This window comes from Micromonospora sp. A202 (assembly GCF_006715105.1).
Lineage (GTDB): Bacteria > Actinomycetota > Actinomycetes > Mycobacteriales > Micromonosporaceae > Micromonospora > Micromonospora zamorensis.
Genome location: NZ_VFMP01000001.1, coordinates 3,591,361 through 3,614,339 on the forward strand (window position 1 = coordinate 3,591,361; position 22,979 = coordinate 3,614,339).

19 protein-coding genes are annotated in these 22,979 nt (G+C 71.5%); 11 read left to right on the forward strand and 8 right to left on the reverse strand.

The genetic code is table 11. The features are described from left to right. Positions 1–148 precede the first annotated feature (148 nt). The 7 genes from FBZ33_RS16780 (at position 149) to FBZ33_RS16810 (ending at position 6,767) form a co-directional block, all read left to right on the forward strand. A complete protein-coding gene (locus tag FBZ33_RS16780; RefSeq protein ID WP_141909782.1) occupies positions 149–1,285 on the forward strand; it encodes a CaiB/BaiF CoA-transferase family protein in 1,137 nt (378 codons plus the stop codon). After that, positions 1,270–2,040, forward strand: a complete 771-nt coding sequence (locus tag FBZ33_RS16785; RefSeq protein WP_088951811.1) for a citryl-CoA lyase — start codon at positions 1,270–1,272, stop codon at positions 2,038–2,040. Before FBZ33_RS16780 ends, FBZ33_RS16785 begins: the two co-directional genes overlap by 16 nt. A gap of 30 nt (positions 2,041–2,070) precedes the next feature. After that, complete coding sequence (locus FBZ33_RS16790) at positions 2,071–2,937, forward strand: extradiol ring-cleavage dioxygenase (protein WP_141909783.1); 867 nt, start codon at positions 2,071–2,073, stop codon at positions 2,935–2,937. Beyond that, positions 2,934–3,296: a hypothetical protein gene (locus FBZ33_RS16795; protein ID WP_141909784.1), complete on the forward strand. Its 363-nt coding sequence runs from the start codon at positions 2,934–2,936 to the stop codon at positions 3,294–3,296. The genes FBZ33_RS16790 and FBZ33_RS16795 overlap by 4 nt, the downstream gene beginning before the upstream one ends. Beyond that, complete coding sequence (locus tag FBZ33_RS16800; RefSeq protein WP_141909785.1) at positions 3,293–4,258, forward strand: zinc-binding alcohol dehydrogenase family protein; 966 nt, start codon at positions 3,293–3,295, stop codon at positions 4,256–4,258. Before FBZ33_RS16795 ends, FBZ33_RS16800 begins: the two co-directional genes overlap by 4 nt. An 84-nt stretch (positions 4,259–4,342) precedes the next feature. Next, positions 4,343–5,767, forward strand: a complete 1,425-nt coding sequence (locus tag FBZ33_RS16805; RefSeq protein ID WP_141909786.1) for an aldehyde dehydrogenase family protein — start codon at positions 4,343–4,345, stop codon at positions 5,765–5,767. 166 nt (positions 5,768–5,933) lie between these two features. Continuing rightward, entirely contained in the window at positions 5,934–6,767 is an 834-nt protein-coding gene (locus FBZ33_RS16810) for a helix-turn-helix transcriptional regulator (protein WP_088951813.1), read from the forward strand. On the opposite strand, the gene FBZ33_RS16815 is transcribed toward FBZ33_RS16810, so the two are convergent. Beyond that, the gene (locus FBZ33_RS16815) at positions 6,745–7,578 is read right to left on the reverse strand and encodes an AraC family transcriptional regulator (RefSeq protein ID WP_141909787.1); all 834 of its coding nucleotides are present in this window, start codon (positions 7,576–7,578) and stop codon (positions 6,745–6,747) included. The genes FBZ33_RS16810 and FBZ33_RS16815 overlap by 23 nt on opposite strands. 50 nt (positions 7,579–7,628) lie before the next feature. Between FBZ33_RS16815 and FBZ33_RS16820 the strand changes: the two genes are divergently transcribed. Next, a complete protein-coding gene (locus tag FBZ33_RS16820) occupies positions 7,629–8,051 on the forward strand; it encodes a DUF2000 domain-containing protein (protein ID WP_141909788.1) in 423 nt (140 codons plus the stop codon). Between the two features lie 54 nt (positions 8,052–8,105). Here FBZ33_RS16820 and FBZ33_RS16825 read toward each other — a convergent pair whose 3' ends face one another. After that, positions 8,106–10,637, reverse strand: coding sequence for an FtsX-like permease family protein (locus FBZ33_RS16825; RefSeq protein WP_141909789.1), 2,532 nt, complete (start codon positions 10,635–10,637; stop codon positions 8,106–8,108). Further along, on the reverse strand, positions 10,634–11,392 hold the full coding sequence (locus FBZ33_RS16830; RefSeq protein WP_141909790.1) for an ABC transporter ATP-binding protein: 759 nt from the start codon (positions 11,390–11,392) through the stop codon (positions 10,634–10,636). Before FBZ33_RS16830 ends, FBZ33_RS16825 begins: the two co-directional genes overlap by 4 nt. A gap of 146 nt (positions 11,393–11,538) precedes the next feature. Between FBZ33_RS16830 and FBZ33_RS16835 the strand changes: the two genes are divergently transcribed. The 3 genes from FBZ33_RS16835 (at position 11,539) to sthA (ending at position 14,922) form a co-directional block, all read left to right on the forward strand. Beyond that, positions 11,539–12,741, forward strand: a complete 1,203-nt coding sequence (locus FBZ33_RS16835) for a sensor histidine kinase (protein ID WP_141909791.1) — start codon at positions 11,539–11,541, stop codon at positions 12,739–12,741. Continuing rightward, positions 12,738–13,376 (forward strand): response regulator transcription factor, encoded by a 639-nt coding sequence (locus FBZ33_RS16840; RefSeq protein WP_141909792.1) that lies wholly within the window; start codon positions 12,738–12,740, stop codon positions 13,374–13,376. The genes FBZ33_RS16835 and FBZ33_RS16840 overlap by 4 nt, the downstream gene beginning before the upstream one ends. Before the next feature lie 142 nt (positions 13,377–13,518). Next, positions 13,519–14,922 (forward strand): Si-specific NAD(P)(+) transhydrogenase, encoded by a 1,404-nt coding sequence (sthA, locus tag FBZ33_RS16845; RefSeq protein ID WP_141909793.1) that lies wholly within the window; start codon positions 13,519–13,521, stop codon positions 14,920–14,922. 121 nt (positions 14,923–15,043) lie between these two features. On the opposite strand, the gene FBZ33_RS16850 is transcribed toward sthA, so the two are convergent. From FBZ33_RS16850 to FBZ33_RS16870, 5 genes are all read right to left on the reverse strand, one after another. Then, positions 15,044–16,426 carry an endo-1,4-beta-xylanase gene (locus FBZ33_RS16850; protein WP_141909794.1) on the reverse strand — a complete coding sequence of 461 codons (1,383 nt, stop codon included), beginning with the start codon at positions 16,424–16,426 and terminating at the stop codon, positions 15,044–15,046. A gap of 37 nt (positions 16,427–16,463) precedes the next feature. After that, positions 16,464–17,804 (reverse strand): PHB depolymerase family esterase, encoded by a 1,341-nt coding sequence (locus tag FBZ33_RS16855; protein ID WP_141909795.1) that lies wholly within the window; start codon positions 17,802–17,804, stop codon positions 16,464–16,466. A 306-nt stretch (positions 17,805–18,110) separates the two neighbouring features. Next, complete coding sequence (locus FBZ33_RS16860) at positions 18,111–20,246, reverse strand: alpha-glucuronidase (RefSeq protein WP_255508908.1); 2,136 nt, start codon at positions 20,244–20,246, stop codon at positions 18,111–18,113. Beyond that, a complete protein-coding gene (locus tag FBZ33_RS16865; RefSeq protein ID WP_141909796.1) occupies positions 20,243–22,276 on the reverse strand; it encodes a beta-galactosidase in 2,034 nt (677 codons plus the stop codon). The genes FBZ33_RS16860 and FBZ33_RS16865 overlap by 4 nt, the downstream gene beginning before the upstream one ends. Next, positions 22,273–22,962: a YesL family protein gene (locus FBZ33_RS16870; RefSeq protein ID WP_141909797.1), complete on the reverse strand. Its 690-nt coding sequence runs from the start codon at positions 22,960–22,962 to the stop codon at positions 22,273–22,275. The genes FBZ33_RS16865 and FBZ33_RS16870 overlap by 4 nt, the downstream gene beginning before the upstream one ends. Positions 22,963–22,979: the final 17 nt, after the last annotated feature.

Genomic DNA, 22,979 nt, shown 5'->3' on the forward strand with positions numbered 1-22,979 from the left:
TGTGCGGCCAGCCCGAGTGGCGCAAGTGTGGTCCCGGTCACGAGACGTGTCAAGAGCGTGTTTCCGCGCGATGAATGCACCGTTGACAGGCCCCCTGCGGTATCGCAAGCTGTTCGGGCGGACAGGTGTCCGCAGGACGGGCGGAAACATGGTGCAGCAATCGACGGGGCCACTGGCCGGCCTGCTCGTCGCGGACTTCTCCCGGATCCTCGCCGGGCCGTACGCGACGATGCTCCTGGCCGACCTGGGCGCACAGGTGATCAAAGTGGAGAGTCCCGGTGGCGACGACACCCGCACCTGGATGCCGCCCACACGCAACGGCGTCTCGACGTACTACCTCGGCATCAACCGCAACAAGCGGTCGGTCGCCCTGGACCTCAAGAAACCGGACGACGTGGCCGCCGCGCAGGAGCTGGCCCGCCGCGCCGACGTGATGATCGAGAACTTCCGGCCGGGCGGCCTCGCGCGGTTCGGCCTCGACTACGACAGCGTCGCGGCGAGCAACAACAGGATCGTGTACGCGAGCATCAGCGGTTTCGGCACCGGCGCGGGTAGGGACTTCCCCGGCTACGACCTGATGGTGCAGGCGATCTCGGGCCTGATGAGCCTCACCGGCGACCCGGACGGCTCGCCGTACCGGGCCGGGATCTCCGTCTTCGACGTCATGGCCGGGCTGCACGCGAACATCGGCATCCTCGCCGCGCTGCGCCACCGTGGCGAGACCGGGCGGGGTCAGCACGTCGAGGTCAACCTGCTCAGCTCGGCGCTGTCCGGGCTGGTCAACCACTCCAGCGGCTACGTCGCCGGCGGCACCGTCCCGTTCCGGATGGGCAACGCGCACCCCAGCCTCTTCCCGTACGAGCCGCTGCCCACCGCCGACGGCGAGCTGATCGTCATCGCCGGCAACGACGGGCAGTTCCGCAAGCTCTGCCAGGTGCTCGACCTGCCCGAGCTGCCCGACGACCCGCGCTTCGGGCGCAACCAGGACCGCACCGCCAACCGCGAGGAGCTCCGACCGCTGCTGGTGCAACGACTCGCCCAGCGGACCAAGGACGAGTGGTTCCGGGACCTGCTCGCCGCGGGCGTCCCCTGTGCGCCGATCAACACCATCGACGGCGGCGTGGCGCTCGCCGAGGAGCTGGGGCTCGATCCGGTCGTGGCCGTCGGTGACGTGCCCGGCGTCCGCAACCCCATCACCTTCTCCGACACCCCGGCGCGCTACGAGCTGCCGCCGCCCGGGCTCGACGAACACGGCGAGGAGATCCGCGCGTGGCTGAAGAACTGAGCTTTCCGACCGGGATCGGCACGTCCGACCCGACGAGCATCTCCCTGCTCGGGCAGGACCTGGCCGGCGACCTGATGGGCGAGGTCGGCTTCGGCGAGCTGGCGTACTGGCTGGTCGCCGGCCGCCGGCCCACCCGGGGTGAGGTGCGGGTCTTCGAGGCGGTGCTGGTGGCACTCGCCGATCACGGCTTCACCCCGACGGCGATCGCGGCCCGGCTGACGTACCTGTCGGCGCCGGAGTCGTTGCAGGGCGCGCTCGCCGCCGGCCTGCTCGGCGGCGGCTCCCGCTTCCTCGGTGTCACCGAGGACTGTGGACGCTTCCTCGCCGACACCCTCGCGGGGGCCGGTGAGGTGACCGACTACGACGCGCTGGCGCTCGACGCGGTCACCCGGGCCAGGCAGGAGCGCCGACTGGTCCCCGGGCTCGGGCATCCGGTGCACAAGGAGCAGGACCCGCGCACGCCCGTGCTGATCCGGATCGCCACCGAGGAGGGTCTGCACGGCCCGCACCTGCGGCTGTTCGAGGCGATCGGGCGGGTGCACCCGCAGGTGCTCGGCCGGACCCTGCCCCTCAACGGCGCCGGGGTCTGCGGGGCGGCGCTCGCCGACCTCGGGCTCCCCGTCGAGATGCTGCGCGGTTTCGCCCTGCTGGCCCGCGCGGCGGGGCTGCTCGGGCACCTCGCCGAGGAGCGGCGCCGCCCGCTCGGCATGGACATCTACCGCACCGTGGACCGCAACGCCGTCTACGAGCCCTGATCCCCCTCTGCTGCCAGCGAAAGGAGCCCAATGGCCACCGTCGTAGCGGTCATCGCCTCCACCCACCACCCCTTCTACTACCGGGCCAGCACGGCCACCGGCGATGACCGGCCGCCGTTCGCCGACGAGTGGACCAGCAAGATCCTGGCCTTCCGGGAGACGTTGACCCGGGCCCGGCCCGACGTGCTGGTGATGGTCGGCTCCGACCACTTCCACCAGCTCTGGCTGGACAACATGCCGCAGTTCCTGGTCGGCAAGGCACCCTCGTACGACGCGAACTGGTACAACGAGGAACGCGAGTTCGGGCTGCCCCGGATGCTGCTCAAGGGCCAGGAGGACCTGTCCGGGCACATCCTGCGGGCCGGGCTCGACTCCGGTTTCGACCTCGCGTTCAGCAACGAGCTGCGCATCGACCACAGCATCACCTGCCCGATCATCACGCTGCGGCCCGAGGCCGACCTGCCGATCGTGCCGATCTACACGAACATCTTCGCGCCGCCGCTGCCGCAGCCGAAGCGCTTCGTGCAGCTCGGCGAGGCCATCCGGGAGATCGTCGAGTCGTGGCCGTCGCACCTGCGGGTGGCCGTGATCGGCACCGGTCACCTGTCACTGGAGCTGGGCGGCCCCCGGCAGTTCGGCCCGCACGGCCCGGACCCGGAGTTCGACCAGCGGGCCGTCGAGTGGATCGCCAACGGCGACCTGGACGGCTGCCTGCGCGAGGTCACGCTGGACAGCCTGCACTCGCCGGGCAACGCCACCCACGGCTTCATGGACTTCATGCTCATGATGGGCGTGGCCGGGGCCGGCGCGAAGGCCGACCACGTCGACACCCTCGATCTGTTCCACACCATGGAGGCCTACTTCACCTGGTACCCGAACGGAGCGCCAGCGGCATGAGCAAGTACCTGCTGAACAAGTTCCTCTTCATGGTCGACCGGGACCCCGAGCTGGTCGAGCGCTACCGCAGCGAGCCGCGTGACCTGGTCACCTGGTGGGAGGCCGAGTGCGCCAACACAGTGCTGAACTGCCACACCGGCGAGGCGAGCACCTGGTTGCGCTTCGACGACGTGGAGCGGGAAGCGTTGGCCACCCACGACCACGTGAAGCTGTTCGAGTTGGGGGCACACCCGTTCCTCACCCTGACCCTCTTCATCGCCCTCTTCGAACGGGACAACACCGAGCCGCTGGAATACCAGAAGTCCTACGGCGCACGGCTGGCGCACTTCCCGATGCCCTACCCGGACATCGCGACGTGATCCGCGCGGCAGTGCTCAACGCCTGCGGCACACCGCCGACGATCACCGAGCGGCCGGCGCCCGTGCCGGCCGACGACGAGGTGGCGGTCACCGTCGAGGCCTTGCCGATCACCCCGCTGGACCTGCTCTGCGCCAGCGGCACCAGCTACTTCGGCGCGCCGAGCACCCCGTACGTGCCGGGTGTGCAGGGTGTCGGCCGGCTCGCCGACGGCTCGGCCGTCTGGTTCGGCACGTCGGCCGGGATGAGGTCCGGCGTCGACGGCAGCATGGCGACCACCGTCGCGGTGCCCTCCGCCGACGTGGTGGCGCTGCCGTCCGGCGTACCGCTGACCCTGCTCGCGGCCCTGGGTCTCTCCGCGGTGGCCGCCCACGCGGCGCTGACCCACGGCGGTGGCCTGACCGCCGGCGAGCAGGTCATCGTGCTCGGGGCCGGCGGCGTGGTCGGCCAGGCTGCCGTCCAGCTGGCTCTGCTCGGCGGCGCCCGCCGGGTCATCGCCGTGGCCCGCTCTGCCTCGGCACGGGCCCGCGCCGAGGAGCTCGGCGCGGCGGTCGCCATCCCGCTGCTGCCCGACGACGACGTCGCGTCGATGGCCGACCGACTCCGTGAGGTCGCCGACGGTCCGGTCGACCTCGTCCTCGACCCGGTCTTCGGTGTCCCGGCGGCGGCGGCCCTGCGGGTGCTGCGCCCCGGTGGCCGGTTGGTCAACCTGGGCAGCGCGGCGGGGGCAACCGCGCCGATCGAGTCCGCCGTGCTGCGCGGCGGCTCGCTGCGAATGGTCGGCTACACCAACAACGGGCTGTCGACCGCGCAACGGGCGGCGGCGCTGGGCGTGGTGGCCGGGCACGCGGCGGCGGGGCGGCTCACCGTCGACCACGAGATCGTGCCGTTCGACTCGGTCGCGGACGCCTGGGCCCGGCAGGACGCCGGCATCGCCGCCGGGCGAATCGTGCTGGCGCTCTGACCGGGCCGGGTCCCAGCCAGGGACCGCGAGACCCTGGATAGAGCGCACCTGGTTGGGGTGCCGGGCCGGTGCGACGGTCGGTCCATGACAACTTCCACCTACGCCGTCACCGGCCACTGGATCGGTGGCGAGACCGTCGCCGGCTCCGCCGGCACCCTTCCCGTCGTGAACCCCGCCACCGGCGAGGTCGTCGCCGAGACCCCGGCCGGCACCGCCGATGACGTCGACAGTGCCGTCGCCGCCGCCCGGGCAGCCTTCCCGGCCTGGGCGGCGACCACGCCGCAGCACCGGGCGGACGTCCTGCGCCGCCTCGGCGCGGGCCTCGCCGCCCGCACGGAGGAGATCGCCCAGGCGATCACCGCCGAGATGGGCTCTCCGATCGGGATGTCCCGGACCGCCCAGGTCGGTTTCCCGGCCGCGGTGGTCGAGTCGGTTGCCGGCCTGGCCGACGACTTCGCGTGGACCGAGGAGGTCGGCAACTCGCTGATCGTCCGTGAGCCGATCGGTGTGGTCGGTGCGATCACACCGTGGAACTTCCCGTTGCAGCAGATCGTCTCCAAGCTGGCGCCGGCGCTGCTCGCCGGCAACACGATGGTCTTCAAGCCGTCCGAGAACGCCCCGCTGACCGCGCGCATCCTCGCCGAGGTCGCCGCCGAGGCCGGCGTACCGGCGGGTGTGTTCAACGTCGTCTACGGCACCGGGGCGGTCGTCGGGGAGGCGATCTCCGCCCACCCGGACATCGACATGATCTCGTTCACCGGCTCCACCCGTGCCGGGCAGCGGATCTCCTCGGTGGCCGCGGCGACCGTCAAGCGGGTCGCGCTGGAGCTGGGCGGCAAGGGCGCGAACATCATCCTCGACGACGCCGACCTGCCCGCCGCGGTCGAGCGGGGTCTCATGATGGCGTTCAGCAACGGCGGTCAGGTCTGCGGCGCGTGGCCGAGGATGCTGGTGCCCGCCTCCCGTCAGGACGAGGTCGTGGCGTTGGCCGTCGAGGCGGCGAAGCAGTACACCGTCGGCGACCCGAACGACGGGGCCACCCGGATCGGTCCGATGGCCTCCGAGGCACACCGGCAGAAGGTCGTCGGCTACATCGAGCGGGGCAGCGCCGACGGTGCCCGGCTGGTGTTCGGCGGGCCGGACCGGCCGGAGGGCCTGACGAACGGCGCCTACGTCCAGCCGACGATCTTCGCCGACGTCGACCCGTCCTCCGCGATCGCTCAGGAGGAGATCTTCGGGCCGGTGCTGACGATCATCCCGTACGCCGACGAGGAGGAGGCCGTGGCCATCGCCAACGGCACCCTGTACGGCCTGACCAGCGGTGTCTTCGGCGAGCCGGAGCACGCCCTCGCCGTGGCGCGGCGGCTGCGCGTGGGCCAGGTCGACGTGAACGCCGGGCACTGGAACCCGCTCGCGCCGTTCGGCGGCTACAAGCAGTCCGGCAACGGCCGCGAGTTCGGCCGCTTCGGCCTGGAGGAGTTCCTGGAGACCAAGTCCATCCAGCGCTGACCGAACCGGACAACCCCCCACCCGCGGGACGCACCGGCCCCGCGTCCCGCTGGCCCGCCTGCCCCAGGATCCCGCGCGATCTTGGGGCAGGCGGAACACCGTCGCCGGGCTCGCCTGTTGCAGTGAAAAGGCCGGCCCCTGCCGGCACGCAGTGATCGGAGACACCGTGGACCGCGCCCAACTGGCCAGTTTCCTGCGCACCCGACGGGAGGCGCTCCAGCCCGAGGACGTGGGGTTGCCCCGGGGGCCGCGTCGGCGTACCGGTGGGCTGCGGCGCGAGGAAGTCGCCACGTTGAGCGGGATGTCCACCGACTACTACAGCCGGTTGGAGCAGCAGCGGGGGCCGCACCCGTCGGAGCAGATGCTCGCCGCCCTGGCCCGTGGCCTGCGGCTCTCCCTGACCGAACGCGACCACCTGTTCCAGCTCGCCGGCCACGCGATCCCCCACCGGGCGGTACGGGCCGACCACGTCAACCCGGGGATGATGCGCATCCTCGACCGGATGCACGACACCCCGGCCCAGGTGGTGAACCACCTCGGCGAGACCCTGGCGCAGACCGCGCCGGCCGTCGCCCTGCTCGGCGACGAGACCCGGTACGCCGGGCTGGCGCGCAGCGCGCACCACCGCTGGTTCACCGACCCGACCGCGCGGCAACTGCACCCGGCGGAGGATCACCGGACGCAGAGCCGCCTGCTCGTGGCGGACCTGCGGGCGTCGTACACCCGTGACGGGCGCGGCTCGCGGGCCGCCGCCCTCGTCGACGACCTGCTGGCCAGGAGCCCGGAGTTCGCGCAGCTGTGGCGCGAGCACCCGGTGCCGACCGGCTACTGCCCGTCGAAGCACTTCCTGCACCCGGAGGTCGGGGCGTTGGAGCTGCACTGCCAGACCCTGGTGGACCCCGACCACTCCCAGACGCTGCTGGTCTTCACCGCCGTGCCCGGCTCGGAGAGCGACGAGAAGCTGCGGCTGCTCGCCGTCATCGGCGGCCAGCTCGTCTGATCCCGGTGACCGGCCCGCCGAGGTAGCGGGCCGGGCTGACGCCCAGGTACCGCCGGAAGTGGCGGGTCAGATGCGCCTGGTCGAAGAATCCGGCCGCGACGGCGGCCTCGGCCGGTCGCTGCCCGGCGAGGAGCAGGCGACGGACCAGCTCGACCCGGCGGCCGGTCAGGTACGAGTGCGGCGGCACGCCGTGCACGTGGGTGAACGTCCGGACCAGGTGGGTCGGGTGGGCGTGCAGAAGCTCGGCGGCCTCGCCCAGCGTGACGCCCTCGACGGTGCGGGCGTCCAGCAGCTCCCGGAGTCGCACCGCGAGGCCGGGTCCGGCCGGCTGGCCCTCGACCGGGGGGCGCTGACGGAGCTGGCCGCGCAGCCGCTCCAGGATGAGCGCGAGCCGACTCTCGGCCTCGAACTCGTCCCCGGGTGCGGCGAGCACCTGGTGCAGGTGGTGGATCCGGTCGCGTAGCTGCGGGTCGGCCAGGTCCGGTTCGTCGACCGCCCGGCCGACCAGCTCGGCACCGAGCGCCGAGGTGTCGAGATACAGGACCCGTTTGCGGAACCCGCCCGGTGTGGCGGAGCTGCCGTCGTGCGGCACGTACGGCGGCAGCAGGGTGACCGACGTGCGCAGCGCACCGTGCCGGTGCCGGTCCAGGTCGAAGCGGACCGCTCCGTCGTCGACGATCAGCAGCGTCCACACGTCGTGGATGTGTCGGGGATAGGCGTGGTCCACGAAATGGGCGTGGAAGACCTCGGCGACCCCGGCTACCAGGGGTCGCCACGCGTTGACGTGCGAGCCCGCCGGGCGGGTGGCCACGCTAAGAACGTACAAGACCAGTCTGTCTCGGGGCGGGCAGGCTCGACGCCATGACCGAACCGATCCGCTTTCCCACCAAGATCGCTGTGCTGCTCCGTGACGACCTGGCGAGCTGGCAGCGGTTGAACGTCACCGCCTTCCTGGTCAGCGGCATTGCGAACGCCCAGCCGGAGCTGCTCGGCGAGGAGTACCGCGACGCGGACGGCACCCGGTACCTGCCGATGTTTCGCCAGCCCGTGCTGGTCTTCGCCGGCGATCGGGCGACGCTGGTCGGCGCGCACTCGCGGGCCCTCTCCCGCGGGCTGGGGCTCGCGGTCTTCACGGCCGACCTGTTCGCCACCGGCAACGACCGGGACAACCGCGCGGCCGTGCAGGCGGTCGGTCGGGAGAAGCTCGACCTGGTGGGCCTGGCGCTGCACGCCCCGCGCAACGTGGTGGACAAGGTGCTCAAGGGCGCGTCGATGCACCCGTGACACTGACCGTGTCACCACGGGTCGGCGCCCCACTCCGGCGCCGACCCGTGGTGGTCAGCCGTCGGCCCCCAACGCCGCCACCGGGCTGACCCGCGACGCCCGCCGTGCCGGCAGCACTCCGGCCAACGCGGTCAGCGCGACCAGCGTCACGAAGAGCCCGACCAGCGGCAGCACCGGCACGGTCAGCGGTGCGTTGATCCCCAGGGCGTGCACCGCCAACCAGGCGTACGGGACGCCGAGCAGCAGACCGATGGTCGCACCGATCACCCCGTACAGGCCGGACTCGACGGTCAACATGGTGCGTAGGCCGGTCCGGGACAGGCCGATCGCCCGCAGCAACCCGGACTCGCGGATCCGCTCCACCACCGACAGCGCGGTGGTGGAACCCACGCCGACGACGGCGATCAGCACGGTCAGGCTGACCAGACCGACAGCGATCCAGATCAGGGTGCGCACCAGGGCGTCGTTGCGGTCCCGTTCGTCGGCGAGCACCGCGAGGCCCACCCCGTCGGTGCCGGCGATCGCCTGCCGCAGCGCCCGCACACCGGCGGTCCGGCCGTCCTCGCCGGCTCCGGCCGCGTCGGCCAGCAGACCGGTGTACGCCGTGGGAACGCCGAGCCGGTCGAGGTCCCCCCGGTCGGCCAGGATGCCGACGTGCAGGGGGCCTTCGGCGGGGAGGACCGCGGCGACGCGTACGTCCACGGTCCGCCCGCCGAGGGTGAGCGTGGCGGTGTCGCCGACGTGCAGTCCGGCGTCCCCGGCGACCCAACCGGCGAGCACGATCCGACCCGGACCACGATCGGCCAGGGCACCCTGCGCCACGTCCAGGTCCCGGATCGTCGGCAACGCGGCCACGTCCAGGTCGCTCGTCGGGTAACCGGACTCGATGTCGCCGAGCTGATCACCGCCGCGCGTCAGGGTGACGTCGCCGACCCGCCGGTACGGCACCACCCGGGCCAGCGCCCCGTCCGCCGTCTTCGCCTGGGTGACGAGGGCCCCCGGCAGCGTCCCGCCGTTGCTGGTGACCTCGAAGTCGGTCGGCGCGGACAGCGCCACCTCGCGGTCGGCGAGGACCTGAAGCGACGCGCCGCCGATGACCACCCCGGAGATCAGGGTGACGCCGAGCGCGACGACGACGGAGACCGCTGCCGCCCGACGCGGCGCCCCACCGATCCCGCCGACCGACATCCGCCCGAGCGGTCCGAGCTGGCGCAGCGGCCAACCCACCACGGCCAGCACCGGCCGCACCAGCAGCGGCCCGAGGGCCACCAGCGCGAAGAACGCCAACCCGCCGGACCCGACCAGCAGGAGCAGCGGCATCACAGGGTCGTACGTCGACTGGTCCGGCTCCGGCAACTGGCTGACCGTCACGACGGCGGCCAGCACCGCGCCGACTGCCAGGAGCAGCCCGAACACCAGGCGGAGCACCCCGATGCCGCGCCGGCCGGAGGTGGTGCTCGCCGTCCGCAGTGCCTCCAGCGGGGAGACCCGGGCGGCCGAGAGCGCCGGCGCCAGGACGGCCAGCACGGTGACCACGACAGCGCCGATCACCACCACGCCCGCCGTCGCCAGTGGCAGGCCCGGCGAGGAGACGGCCATGCCGGAGGCGCGCAGGATGGCCGGCAGCGCGTACCCGAGGGCGAGTGCGCTGGCCACCCCGATGACGCCGGCGACCAGCCCGGTCAGCGCCCCCTCGGCGGTCATCGCCCCCACCAGGGCGCCCCGGTCCGCGCCGACCGCACGCAGCAACGCGAGCTGCCGCATCCGCTGGGCGAAGACGATGCGGAAGGTCGAGGTGACCACCAGCGCCGCCGCGACGACAGCGATCGAGACGAACATGCCGACCAGGATGAAGAGCCTGCCGACCTCCTCGGCCGCCGCGTTGGCCTCCGCCTGGCGTACCTGCGCACCGGTCCGGATCGGCTGGCCGGCGACCGCCGCGACCACCTGTTGGCGGATGGTCTCCGTCGACGTGCCCGGCGCCACCCGCACGTCGACGCGCTCCAGGGCCGTCAGGCGTCCCCAGGACGTCACGACGTTGTCCGGGGCGTACGCGTCGTACCCGGCGTCGGCCGCGCTGTCGACCAACCCGGTCACGGTGAGCCGGGCGGGCGTGGTGAGTTCACCGCCCGTGCCGCTGGTCGTGGCGCCGACCGGCAGCCCGAGCCGCTCGGCGGTTCGCGGGGTGACCGCGATCTCGCCGGGGGCGTCGGGGTAGCTGCCTTCGATGACCCGGACCCTGGTCAGCGGGCCGGTGCCCGGATCGGCCTGGAGGTTCAGGTACCCCTCACCGATGGACACCCCGGTCGACACCCGGCTCACCGCCTCGGCCACACCGGGCACGGCGCGGACGCGCTCCAGATCCGCCACAGTGGGTGGCGCGTGGTCGAGGTCGCCGATCACCAGGTCGGTGGCGGCCGGGGTGCCGCTCAGGTTGTCGCGCACGGTTCGTTCGGTGATCTGCTGCACCAGCACGGTGCCGAAGACGACGAAGGACGCGACCAGGATCGCCAGACCGGTCAGGATCAGCCGGCCGGGTCGTCGGGCCGCGGCGCTCGTCTGGGTACGCAGCACTGTCGCCCTCATGCGCGGGCCGCCAGATCACGCAGCGCGTCGGTGACCGAACCCTGGTCCGGCTTGTCGATCTCGCCGGCGATCCGACCGTCGGCGAGCAGCACCACCCGGTCGGCGTACGCGGCGGCGATCGGGTCGTGGGTCACCATGACGACGGTCTGACCGAGGTCGCGTACCGAGTCGCGCAGGATGGTGAGCACCTCCGCGCCGGAGCGGGAGTCGAGGTTGCCGGTCGGCTCGTCGGCGAAGACCACCTCGGGCCGTGCCACCAACGCCCGGGCCAGCGCCACGCGCTGCTGCTGACCGCCGGACAGCTCGCTCGGCCGGTGCTTCAGGCGGTCGCCGAGGCCCAGCAGGTCGACCAGGCGCGCCAGGAGTTCGGCGTCGGGCTGCCGGCCGGCGAGGTCCAGCGGCAGGGTGATGTTCTGCGCGGCGGTCAGCTGCGGCAGCAGGTTGAAGGACTGGAAGACGAACCCGATCCGCTCCCGGCGTACCCGGGTCAGCGTCCGGTCCGACTGGCCGGTCAGCTCCGTGCCGCCGAGCAGGACACGGCCGGAGGTGGCGGTGTCGAGGCCGGCGAGGCAGTGCATCAGGGTCGACTTGCCGGACCCGGACGAACCCATGATCGCGGTGAACTCGGCCCGACCGAAGCCGACCGAGACACCGTCCAGGGCACGGACCGCGGTGTCCCCGCTGCCGTACACCTTCACCAGGTCGACGGCGGCGACGGCCGCTTGGCTGGTGTCCGGTGGGGCGTGGGTCGTCATTGTTCCTCCAGTGGCTGCGATGTGACCTGGGAAGCCTCGCCGCCACCGACGGGTGGGCGCATCGGCCCGGGGCCGGGTATCGCGGTCGCCGGGTCTGTCTTTCGGCCGATCTGCCACCTCCGTCCGGTTGGCTACGCTGGGTCATCATGAGCGCGCCGGATCTTCGACTGTGGTGGATACGTCTGGCCCAGGCTGCCGGGCTGGTTGCCTTTGGCCTGCTCGCTCTCTTCGACTTCGCGGCCAGCACGGCGGATGACCGCGGCATCGTCGGTCTCGTGCTCCTGCTGGTGCCGATGGGGTTGGCGGTGGCGACGGTGCCACTCTGGCTGCCGGTGCACCGGCCGGGTTCCCGCCGGCTGCCGGTGGCCGCGCTGGCACTCGCCACCGCCTCACTGGCCGTGACCGCGGGGGTGGTGCTCATCTCCGGAGGCGGTGGCATCCTGCCCGCCCGCACCTGGGGGCTCGCCGAGTCGGCCGGGCTGATCGGTGTGGTCTTCGTGGTGAGCCGCTGGGGCGCGCCCCGGCTCGCCCCGTGGGCGGCGGTGGCGGCCGGGCTCGCCGTCGCCGCGATGCCGCTGCGCGTCGGCACCGAGAACCTGCTGGTGATCTTCGGTCTGCTCCAGGTAATCGCCGCGGCGGGCGCCGCCGGGGTGGGGCTCTACCTGCGGATCGTGGCCGCCGGTCGGGAACGGGCGATCGCGCTGGTCCGGGCCGAGCAGCGTGCCGAGTTCGCCCGCGATCTGCACGACTTCATCGCCCACCACGTGACCGGCATCGTGGTGCAGGCGCAGGGCGCCCGGTTCGTCGCCGAACAGGACCCGCAACGGGTCATCGTCGCCCTGGAGCAGATCGAGCGGGCCGGTGCGGAGACGATGGCCTCGATGCGGCGGATGGTCGGGATCCTGCGTAACCCGAACGCCCCGCCGGACGCGCCGTTGGCCCCACTGGCCGGGGTGAGCGAGTTGGAACCACTGGTGACGGGGTTCAACGGGGCAGCGAATGCGCCAGCCCGGCTGCACGTCGACGGCGACCTGGGCGGACTGCCGGTGGAGGTCTCGACCTCGGCGTACCGGGTGGTGATGGAGGGGCTGACCAACACCCGCCAGCACGCGCCGGACGCCCGATCGGTGGACGTGGCAGTGCGACGTACCTCCGACTGGCTTCTGGTCCGGGTGGCCGACGACGGCGCCACCGGGCGCACCGCGCCGGCCCGGGGGCACGGCTTCGGTCTGATCGGCCTCACCGAGCGGGTACGCGCCCTCGGTGGCACGATCACCGCCGGACCGGGGGTCGCCGGTGGGTGGGTGCTCGATGCGGCGTTCCCGCTGCGCACGGCGGTGGGGCGGTGATCCGGGTGTTGATCGCCGACGACCAGGCGATGGTCCGGACCGGCTTCGGCATGATCATCGGGTCGCAGTCGGACATGACGGTGGTCGGCGAGGCCGCCGACGGAGTCGCGGCCGTGGAACTGGCCCGGCGGCTGCGCCCGGACGTGGTGCTGCTGGACATCCGGATGCCCCGCCTCGACGGTCTGGAGGCACTGCGGCTGCTCGCGGGGCCGGGCGTCGCCGACCCGATCCGGGTGGTCGTGGTGACCACCTTCGACCTGGACGAGTACGTGCACACCGCGCTGTCCAACGGCGCCTGCGGCTTCCTGCTCAAGGACTCCGGCCCGGCGCTGCTCATCGAGGCGGTCCGCGCGGCCGTGTCCGGTGACGCGCTGATCAGCCCGTCCATCACGGTACGGCTGCTGGAGCACCTCAGCTCCCCCGCTCCGGCCCGCGACGACGCCGGGCTGTCACCACGGGAACTCGACGTGGTGAAGCTCGTCGCTCGGGGCCTGACCAACGCCGAGATCGCCGCCCAGCTCTTCATCGCCGTCGGCACGGTCAAGACCCACCTGGCCAGCGTGCAGATGAAACTCAAGGCCCGCAACCGGGTCGAGATCGCCGCCTGGGCCTGGGAACGGCGCCTCGTCGGCTAGAGGCACGCGATGGCCGGCGGGCCGAATGGGGTTGGGTGGTGACCGAACACCACCCGCCTGGCGGCCTCTGCACGGTGGCGGACGAATAACGCTCGACTCCGGGGTCTGGCGCGCGCCGCGACATATTGCGACGCTAACGCCTGTGTATGACTACGACCTGTTGGTGCTGGGCTCCGGACCCAGCGGTCAGAAGGCCGCGATCGCCGCCGCCAAGCTCGGCAGGCGGGTCGGCATCGTGGACCGCCGCGACATGATCGGTGGGGTGTGCATCAACACCGGCACCGTCCCCTCCAAGACCCTGCGCGAGGCCGTGCTCTACCTGACCGGGCTGAGCCAGCGCGACCTCTACGGCAGCAGCTACCGGGTCAAGGACGAGATCACGGTCAGCGACCTGGCGGCCCGGACGCAGCACGTGATCGCCCGGCAGACCGACGTCATCCGCAATCAACTGGCCCGCAACCGGGTCGCGATGATCACCGGCACCGGGCGCTTCGCGGACCCGCACACGATCTGGGTCGACGGCGGCTCCGGCCGCGAGTCCAGAGTGACCTTCGACAAGATCATTATTGCCGCCGGCACGCGCCCGGCCCGCCCGGACAGCGTCGACTTCGACGACCGGACGATCGTGGACTCCGACGGCGTCATCAATCTCCAGGCCGTGCCGCGCAGCATGGTCGTGGTCGGCGCCGGCGTGATCGGCATGGAGTACGCGTCGATGTTCGCCGCGCTCGGCACCAAGGTGACAGTCGTGGAACGCCGGGACCGGATGCTCGAGTTCTGCGACGAGGAGGTCGTCGAGTCGCTGAAGTACCACCTGCGCGACCTGTCCGTGGCGTTCCGCTTCGGCGAGGAGGTCGCCGCCGTGGAGAAGCACCAGACGGCGGCGCTCTGCATCCTCAAGAGCGGCAAGAAGATCGTCGCGGACACTGTCATGTACTCGGCCGGCCGGCAGGGCCAGACCGACGACCTCGCGCTGGAGGCGGCCGGGCTGGAAGCGGACCGACGGGGCCGGATCGCTGTCGACGCCAACTACCGCACCCCGGTCGACAACATCTACGCCGTCGGCGACGTGATCGGCTTTCCCGCCCTCGCGTCCACCTCAATGGAGCAGGGCCGATTGGCCGCGCAGCACGCCTGCGGCGAGCCGATCCGGGAAATGCACGGGCTGCAACCGATCGGCATCTACACGATCCCGGAGATCAGCTTCGTCGGGCAGACCGAAGCGCAGCTCACCGACACCTCGACACCGTTCGAGGTGGGCATCGCGCGCTACCGGGAGCTGGCCCGGGGCCAGATCGTGGGCGACTCGTACGGCATGCTGAAACTGCTGGTCTCCCCCGACGACGGCCGACTGCTCGGGGTGCACGTGTTCGGCACTGCCGCCACCGAGATCGTCCACATCGGTCAGGCGGTGATGGGCTGCGGCGGCACGATCGACTACCTGATAGACGCGGTGTTCAACTACCCGACGCTGGCCGAGGCGTACAAGGTCGCGGCCCTGGACGCCTCCAACAAGATCCGCAACATAACCCGCATAGACGGCTGACCCCGCCCCGCCCACCCCATCCTCCGACGGGGTCGATCATGGAGTTGTGGTGGGCAGCATCACCGCTTTCGCGGCTTCTGCCGGGCACCACAACTCCATGATCGACGGGGCGGTGGGGAATCTAGCTTGCTGAGCAGGTTGGGGTCAGGGTGCCGGCGGTGCCGTTGGCCTGGAAGCCCCACTCGGTGAACTGGCCGGCGCCGACCTGGCCGTTGTAGGCGACGTTGGTCCAACTCGTCGAGCCGGTGCTACCGCTGCGGTTGGCGTTCCAGGCGTTGGTGACCGTCGCGCCGGACGGCAACGCGATGCCGACCGTCCAGCCGTTGATGGCCGACGAGCCGGCCGTCACCTTCACCGTGGCCACGAAGCCACCCGTCCACTGGTTCACCGACACCGTCGCGGTGCAGCCGCCCTGCCCCGGAGGCGGGGTCGTGGGCGGGTCGGTCGGCGGGTCGGTCGGCGGATCGGTGGGTGGGTCCGTCGGCGTGGTGCCGTTGTTCAGTGCGGCGAGGACCGCGTCGTACGCCGGCTTCTTGGACCCGTTGCTGTTGAACAGCAGCGGCGTCTGCGACGCCCGCCACGAGTCACTGTCGCGGATGCCCCACACGGTGATGCCGTTGCAGCGGGGCACCGCGAGGCAGTCCTCCACCACGCTGCGGTAGGTGGCTGCGGATGCGCCCTGGATGTCCAGTTCGGTGATCTGCACGTCCACACCCAACGCGGCGAAGCTCGACAGCGTGGTGCGGTAGTTGCTCACGTAGGGCGAGTCGTTGTTGAAGTGCGACTGGAAACCGACGCAGTCGATCGGCACACCACGGGCCTTGAAGTCGCGGACCATGTTGTACACGCCCTGCGTCTTGGCGTGCGTCCAGTTGTCGGTGTTGTAGTCGTTGTAACAGAGCTTGGCGTTCGGGTCGGCGGCACGCGCGGCGCGGAACGCCGCCTCGATCCAGTCGTTGCCCGTGCGCTGGAGGTTGGAGTCACGGCGGCCACCGGAGCTGCCGTCCGCGAACGCCTCGTTCACGACGTCCCACGCCACGACCTGGCCCCGGAAGTGGGTCGCCACCTGCGTCACGTGGTTGAGCATCGCCGACCGCAGAGCGGTGCCACTCATGCTCTCCATCCAGCCGGGCTGCTGGGAGTGCCACGCCAGCGTGTGACCACGCACGTTCATGCCGCGGCTGCGCGCGTGGTTGACGATCTGGTCCGCCGCCCCGTAGCTGAACTGGCCCTGCTGCGGCTCGGTGGCGTTCATCTTCATTTCGTTCTCGGCCGTCACCATATTGAACTCACGGTTCAATATCGTCGTGTAGGCGCTGTCGGAGAGCTTGAATCCGGCCACGGCCGTACCGAAATAGCGGCCCTTCTCGGCGGCGGAAGCGCCGAGCGTGGTCCCGGCGGCGGCGGGTGCCGTCGCGAACAGCGCCATGCCGGCGGCGAGCGCACCCGCGCCGGCCAGCGCGAGCGCGGCTCTCGATGCCGCCTTCCACTTCGTTCTTCTCATCGTGCGACTCCTTCTGTGGTGATGGGGTGGTGGGGAATCAGGACACCGAGCAGACGGCACCGTTCAGGGCGAACGACGAGGGCTTGCCGGTGCCGCCGGCATGGGTGGCCTGGAAGCCGATCTCGACCGACGCGTTCGGGGCGATGGCGGCGTTGTAGGAGACGTTGCGGGCGGTGACCGCACCGCTCGTCGGGGCGTACTGGGCGTTCCAGCCGCTGGTGATGACCTGTCCGCTGGGCAGCGTGAAGGCCAACGCCCACCCGTTCACGGCGGCCGTGCCGGTGTTGGTGATGGTCACGCTCGCGGTGAGCCCGTTGTTCCAGGCGTTGACCGTGTAGCCGACCCGGCAGGCGCCCGCGCTGGGCGGCGGCGTTGTCGGAGGCGGCGTCGTCGGAGGTGGCGTGGTCGGCGGCGGAGTCGTCGGGGGCGGAGTGGTCGGCGGCGGAGTCGTCGGCGGAGTGGTGCCGTCCAGCCCGAAGAAGCGGATCACCTGCGCGGCGTCGACCGGCAGGTTGTGCGAGACACCCTGCATGCTGATCGCCTCGACCGGCGCCATCGCGCCGCTGCTGCCGTAGCGGGTGCGGGTGTAGCCGGACTGCGGGGTGTCGGTGAACGTCGGGGTCTGGCTCAGCCCGTGCACGTTGGTCCACTGCTTGACCTGCTCACCGAAGTTCGGGTAGCGCAGCGTCTCGTCGTTGGTGCCGTGCCAGATCTGCATCCGTGGTCGCTGGCCGGTGTAGCCCGGGTACGCCTCGCGGACGAGGTCACCCCACTGCTGTGGGGTCTTGATGAGCTGCCCGTTCGCGCACTCGCTGTTCCACTCGGAGCTGCCGCCGGTGGCGAAGCAACCGAACGGCACCCCCGCGAAGGACGCACCCGCCGCGAACACGTCCGGATAGACGCCCAGCATGACGTTGGTCATCATCGCCCCGGAGGAGGTGCCGGTGGCGAAGATCCGCGCGGGGTCGGCCGAGTAGCGCTGCCGCACGTACTCGACCATCGACATGAGCCCGACCGGGTCGCTGCCACCGCCACGACGTAACGCCTGCGGCGAGTAGACGTCCCAGCACTTGCTGCTGCGGGTGGCCGACGGGTAGATCACGATGAACCCGTACCGGTCCGCGAGGGATGCGTACTGGGTGCCCGAATGGAACGCCGGGCCCGTTCCGGTGCAGTAGTGCATGGCCAGGAGGATCGCCGGTCGGGTCGCCACCCGGTCCGGGACGTAGAGGTGCATCTGGAGGTTGGTGGGGTTGGTGCCGAAGTTGGTCACCTGCGTGAGCGTCGCCGCCGACGCCGGTGTGGGGAACGTCAACGCGGCGGCGGCCAGCGTCACGGCCGCCAGCACGACGCCAAGCGTCCTTGTCTTCAGTGTCATCGTCGCGATCCCTTGCGAAAAAGGCGCGTGGAAGGGGACTTAAGTCGAGGACTGCCCTTCGCCCGACCTTGACCGCGGCTCGCGTGACCATGCCAGCTTCAATCGAGAACACTCGATTGTCAAGAGTTCCGGAAACCTTTCGCCGCAACGGATCCAGCGACCACCTGCGCTCCGATTGGTATCAACGGGCGTGAGCACCGCCGACTGGTGGCGAGCAATTACCGGGACGTTCTCGAAACGTACCGGGCCTACCGGAGACACCACGGGAAGGCCCGATCCGACGGCCGTGCCTCCCCGTCGTGCCGATCAGTAGATGGTCCGCCCTCGCTGGTCGGGCACCCCGGACTTGCGGTGGAAGTACGTGTTGATCTGGTCGCGCCACTCGGTGGCACAGCGCACCTGCTCGTCGAGGCGCTCGGCCACCCGCTCGTACACGGCCGGGTCGATCATCCCGTTCAGGGTCTGCCACCGCCGTCGCATCGCCATCACCTCCTCGACACCGGCGAAGTGGGTGTCGTAGATGTGCTGGATGACTGTCGACCCGCTGTGCAGGACGTGCCCGTACGGCACGTGGTGGAAGAAGAGCAGCAGCTCGTCGGGGCAGCTCTGCGGCGACTCGTACACCTGGGCCCAGTACGGCGGGTACTGGCCGGCGAAGCCGGTGCCCGACGCACGGCTGCGGTCCACGCCCACACCGTCGCGGTCGGCGAAGTGGTAGGTGCCCCACCGCGTGTACTCGTACCCGTCGACGCCGGGACCGTAGTGGTCGCCCGGGTGGACCATGAAACCGACACCCAGCGGCGCTGTGTAGCGCTCGTAGGTGCGCCACGAGTCGTCCATGATCTCGTGCAGGGTCCGCCCCACCAGCTCCGGTTCGGCGGTCGCCGACGGCGGGAAGGTCAGCGCGATCCACTCGTCGAGGACCGCCCGCGGATCCAGTCGCGGATCCCAGGCGAGCCGCCCGAACGTGTACAGGTTGGCCTGCGCCAACGGGTGCCCGGTCCAGAAGAGGTCATCGCCCACGTTGGCGACCGCGACCAGACCACCGCCCGCGCCCGACTCCCCCGCGGCGATGTCGGCGACCGTCCGCCCCTCGGGCCCCCACGGCGCGAACCGCAGCACCTCACCCCACCACGAGCCGAGGTGGCAGACGTGTCTCTGCTGACCGGTGTATTCCTGGGTGACCTGCAACTCCACCGCCAGCCGGGTGGCGGGCATCGCGGCGATTACCGGGGAGACCGGTTCCCTGGTCTGGAAGTCCACCGGCCCGAACTTCACCTGCACGACCACGTTGGTCCGGAAGCGCCCGTCGAGCGGGGCGAAGTGGTCGTACGCGGCGCGCGCCCGGTCGGTGGACCGGTCCCGCCAGTCCTGGTGGTGGTTGTAGACGAACGCCCGCCAGTGCACCACTCCCCCGAGCGGGGCCAACGCCTCGGCCAGCACGTTCGCCCCGTCGGCGTGGTCCCGCCCGTAGGTGAACGGGCCGGGCTGCCCCTCCGAGTCGGCCTTCACCACGTAACCGCCGAAGTCCGGGATGCGCTCGTACACCCTTCGGGTGGTCGCGGCCCACCAGACCCGCACCGCCTCGTCCAAGGGGTCGGCGGTGGACAGGCCGCCGAGGACCACCGGCGCGGCGAAGGTGATCGACAGGTGCACCCGGATGTTGTACGGCCGCAGCACGTCCGCGATCTCGGCCACGTCGCCGAGCCGGTCGGTGAGCAGCAACGCCTCCGTCCGGGCCACGTTGACGTTGTTCACCGAGATCGCGTTGACACCGCTCGCGGCCAGCAGCCGCCCGTACTCCCGGACCCGGGCCAGGTCGCCGCGCGGGCGGCCGTCCTGCCAGAAGATCGAGCCGCCCGCGTACCCCCGTTCGACCTGGCCCATCACCGGGTGCACGGCCACGTTGTCCCAGTGGTTCAGCATCCGCCGGCGCAGCGCCGGCCGGTGCCGCTCCGGCGGGCGGGCCGGATCGAAGGCTGCCGCGCAGAGCCGGACCACGTGGAACAGCCCGTACAGCAGGCCGGCTGGCGCGTCGGCGAGCACCACTGTCACCTCGCCGTCGCGGGCCAGCAGGAAACCCTCGTCGCCGAGCGGCTCACCGCCGATCCCGGTCAGCGCCGCCTCGGCCGCCGACCGGGCCGCCTGCACCGCCGGGCTGGGCAGCTCGTCGGCACCGCGCAGGGCGAGCACCAGGTCGACGTCGACGTCCCACGAGGGTGAGTGCCACACCCGCCCGCCGTAGCGCGCACAGGCACGCGAGACCTCGTCCAGGACGGTGTCGACGAGCAGGCCGTCGCCGTGCACGAGGACGCGGCGCGCACCCAGCGACCGGAACGCCTCCGGGGGCAGCCAGGCCGCGTGGACGCGCGGCTCGCGGGGTTCCATCGGTTCCTCGACGAACATCAGGTGCTCCAGGTGGACGGACTCCTCGGCGTTCACCCGTCCTCCCGCAGGACGACGACACCGTACGCCGGCAGGCGCAGGGCCGAACTGGTCAGTGCCCGGTCACCGGTGAGCAGGTCGACGCCACTGGTCGGGGCGGTCACCTCGATCGGCTCGGCGCGGTGGTTGAGCAGGAACAGCAGCCGCGATCCGTCCGGCGCGACCCGCACGGCGGATTCCAGGTCCGGTGTGTCCGGGTAGGGCCCGAGCACGTCGTGCCGGGCAAGCACCTGTCGGACCACCCAGGACACCCCGGTCTGGTCCAGGCCGGCTGCCACGTACCAGCCGTCGCCGGCGCCGAAGGGGTTACGGGTCACCGCGGGAGTGCCCGCGTAGAAGTCGGCCTGGTACGTGCCGACCACCTGCGCGCCCTGCGGGATCACCAGCTCGAACAGCAGCCGCGCCTCGACGTCGACCTGATCGGTGCCGCCACCGAGGCGGACCGGGTTGACCACCTCCGGGCCGCGGGCGTCCCACTCGTCGATCCGGACACCCATCAGCTGCCCGAGCGGGCCTGGCACGTCCATCAGGAAGGCCTGGTCGTTCTCGTCCACCCGGCCCGACAGGTAGGTGGTGAGCACCGATCCGCCGCGCTCAGCCACCGCCTCCAGGCGCTGCGGCAGATCACCCTTGAGCATGTGCAGGGCCGGCGCGACGACCACGTCGTAGCCGGACAGGTCGGCGGTCACCGCGACGACGTCCAGGTCCACGCCGGCGTCCCAGAGCGCCCGGTGGTACGCGAGCACTACCTGCTGGTAGCGGACCAGCCGGGACGGCCCGTCGGAGATCTCCAACGCCCACCAGCTGTCCCAGTCGAACAGCAGCGCCACCCGGGCCGGCGTCCGTGCGCCCAGCGACGCCGCGCCGAGTCGGTCCAGCTCGGCGCCCAGCTCGGCGACGTCCCGGAACACCCGGGTGTCGGAGCGACCGGCGTGGCCGATGACAGCCCCATGGTATTTCTCGCTCGCGCCACGGGAGGCCCGCAGCTGGAAGAACAGCACCGCGTCCGCGCCGTGCGCCACCGCCTGCCAACTCCACAACCGCATGAGACCGGGCCGCTTCAACGGGTTGACGTCCCGGCACGCGGTGACGCCCGGCGACTGTTCCATCAACCAGAACGGCTGGCCGTCCTTGAGCCCGCGCATCAGGTCGTGGGTCAGCGCCATCCGGGCCGCCGACTCGTCGTCCGGCGGGTAGTTGTCCCAGGAGGCGAAGTCAAGGTGCGCGGCCCAGCGGTGGTAGTCGATCGGCCGGTACATGCCCATGAAGTTGGTCGTCACCGGCAGGCTGGGGCTGGACTCCCGGATGGCCGTCTTCTCGTCGAGGAAGTTGGCCAGCATCGCGTCGGAGGAGAACCGCAGGTAGTCCAGGGTGATTCCCTGGAACGCGGTGTGGTCCGGCCCGCGCCAGTGCTCGGTGAGCGCCGACGGCGGCTCGATCTGCTCCCAGTCGGTGAAGGTGTGCGACCAGAAGGTGGTGTACCAGGCCGCGTTCAGGTCCTCCAGGGTGCCGTAGCGCTGGCGCAGCCAGGCCCGGAAGCCGGCCGCGCAGAGGTCGCAGTAGCAGGCGCCGCCGTACTCGTTGCCGATGTGCCACGCGACGACCGCCGGGGTGTCGGCGTAGCGGCGGGCGACCCGGCGGGCCAGCTCGACGGAGAGCCGGCGGAAGACCGGCGAGCTGGGGCAGGAGTTGTGTCGTTGCCCGAACCGGTGCTTGCGGCCCTCGAAGTCGGTCCGGGTGACCTCCGGGTACGCCTTCGCCAACCACGCCGGGTGCGCCCCGGTGCCGGTCGCCAGGCAGATTCCGCGTCCCTCGGCGGCGGCCCGCTCCACGATCCGGTCCAGCAGCGAGAAGTCGTACACGCCCTCGGCGGGCTGGACGAGCGCCCAGTCGAAGACGCCGATGGTGACCAGGTCGATCCGGGCGCTGTCGAAGAGACGGTGGTCCTGCTTCCACACGTCCTCGGGCCACTGCTCCGGGTTGTAGTCGCCCCCGAAGGGCACCTTGGCGGTGACGGGCAGGCTCATGGGGTGAACTCCTTCCGGATCAGGTGGATCATCGGGTCACTGACGCGCAGGAACGCGAGGATCGCGACCGAGCCGAGCATCGCCAGCACCGCCTCGGAGAAGACCGCGGTGATCCCGGCCGCCGCGGCCAGCAGCAACGCCGTGCCGACGGTGACACCGGGGGTACGCACGAGGAAGTGCACGGCCAGCCGGAGCACGTCCCGGGTGCGGAAGTCGAACAGCGCGGTGATCACCAGGGCGTTGGCCGCGCAGAGCGTCACTCCCCCGGCGAGCAGGACCAGCGGCACCACCCACCAGCCCGCGAGGCCGACGGCGCCCCGGTAGGCGAGGTTCAGGGCGAGCACGGTCAGCCACAGCAGCGTCGGCACCCAGACGCGCAGCGTGCCGGACAGGTTCGCCCGGTACCCGCGCCAGAACAGGGCGGCGGGCCGCAGGTCGGTCAGGTCGAGGCGCTGGTGGCGCAGGACGTACAGGGCGGCGGAGATCGCCGGGCCGACCGGCAGGAGGAACAGCGCGACCAGCGGCAGGTTGCTGGGGTCACGACCCAGCAGCAGCAGTGGGAGCAGGCCGGGCACTGTGGTGAGCAGAAGCAGCAGCTCGACCACGAGCAGGATGTAGACCCGGGAGGTGATCCGCGACAGCGGCCCGTCGCCGAACTGTCGCCAGACCTGGGCGGTGCCGCTCACTGTTGCTCCTTCCGGTC

Coding starts and splice junctions, on each gene's coding strand:
- FBZ33_RS16805 (WP_141909786.1), top strand. CDS start 4,343: ATGACAACTTCCACCTACGCCGTCACCGGCCACTGGATCGGTGGCGAG.
- FBZ33_RS16790 (WP_141909783.1), top strand. CDS start 2,071: ATGGCCACCGTCGTAGCGGTCATCGCCTCCACCCACCACCCCTTCTAC.
- FBZ33_RS16850 (WP_141909794.1), bottom strand. CDS start 16,426: ATGAGAAGAACGAAGTGGAAGGCGGCATCGAGAGCCGCGCTCGCGCTG.
- FBZ33_RS16795 (WP_141909784.1), top strand. CDS start 2,934: ATGAGCAAGTACCTGCTGAACAAGTTCCTCTTCATGGTCGACCGGGAC.
- FBZ33_RS16780 (WP_141909782.1), top strand. CDS start 149: ATGGTGCAGCAATCGACGGGGCCACTGGCCGGCCTGCTCGTCGCGGAC.
- FBZ33_RS16865 (WP_141909796.1), bottom strand. CDS start 22,276: ATGAGCCTGCCCGTCACCGCCAAGGTGCCCTTCGGGGGCGACTACAAC.
- FBZ33_RS16835 (WP_141909791.1), top strand. CDS start 11,539: ATGAGCGCGCCGGATCTTCGACTGTGGTGGATACGTCTGGCCCAGGCT.
- FBZ33_RS16825 (WP_141909789.1), bottom strand. CDS start 10,637: ATGAGGGCGACAGTGCTGCGTACCCAGACGAGCGCCGCGGCCCGACGA.
- FBZ33_RS16855 (WP_141909795.1), bottom strand. CDS start 17,804: ATGACACTGAAGACAAGGACGCTTGGCGTCGTGCTGGCGGCCGTGACG.
- FBZ33_RS16820 (WP_141909788.1), top strand. CDS start 7,629: ATGACCGAACCGATCCGCTTTCCCACCAAGATCGCTGTGCTGCTCCGT.
- FBZ33_RS16830 (WP_141909790.1), bottom strand. CDS start 11,392: ATGACGACCCACGCCCCACCGGACACCAGCCAAGCGGCCGTCGCCGCC.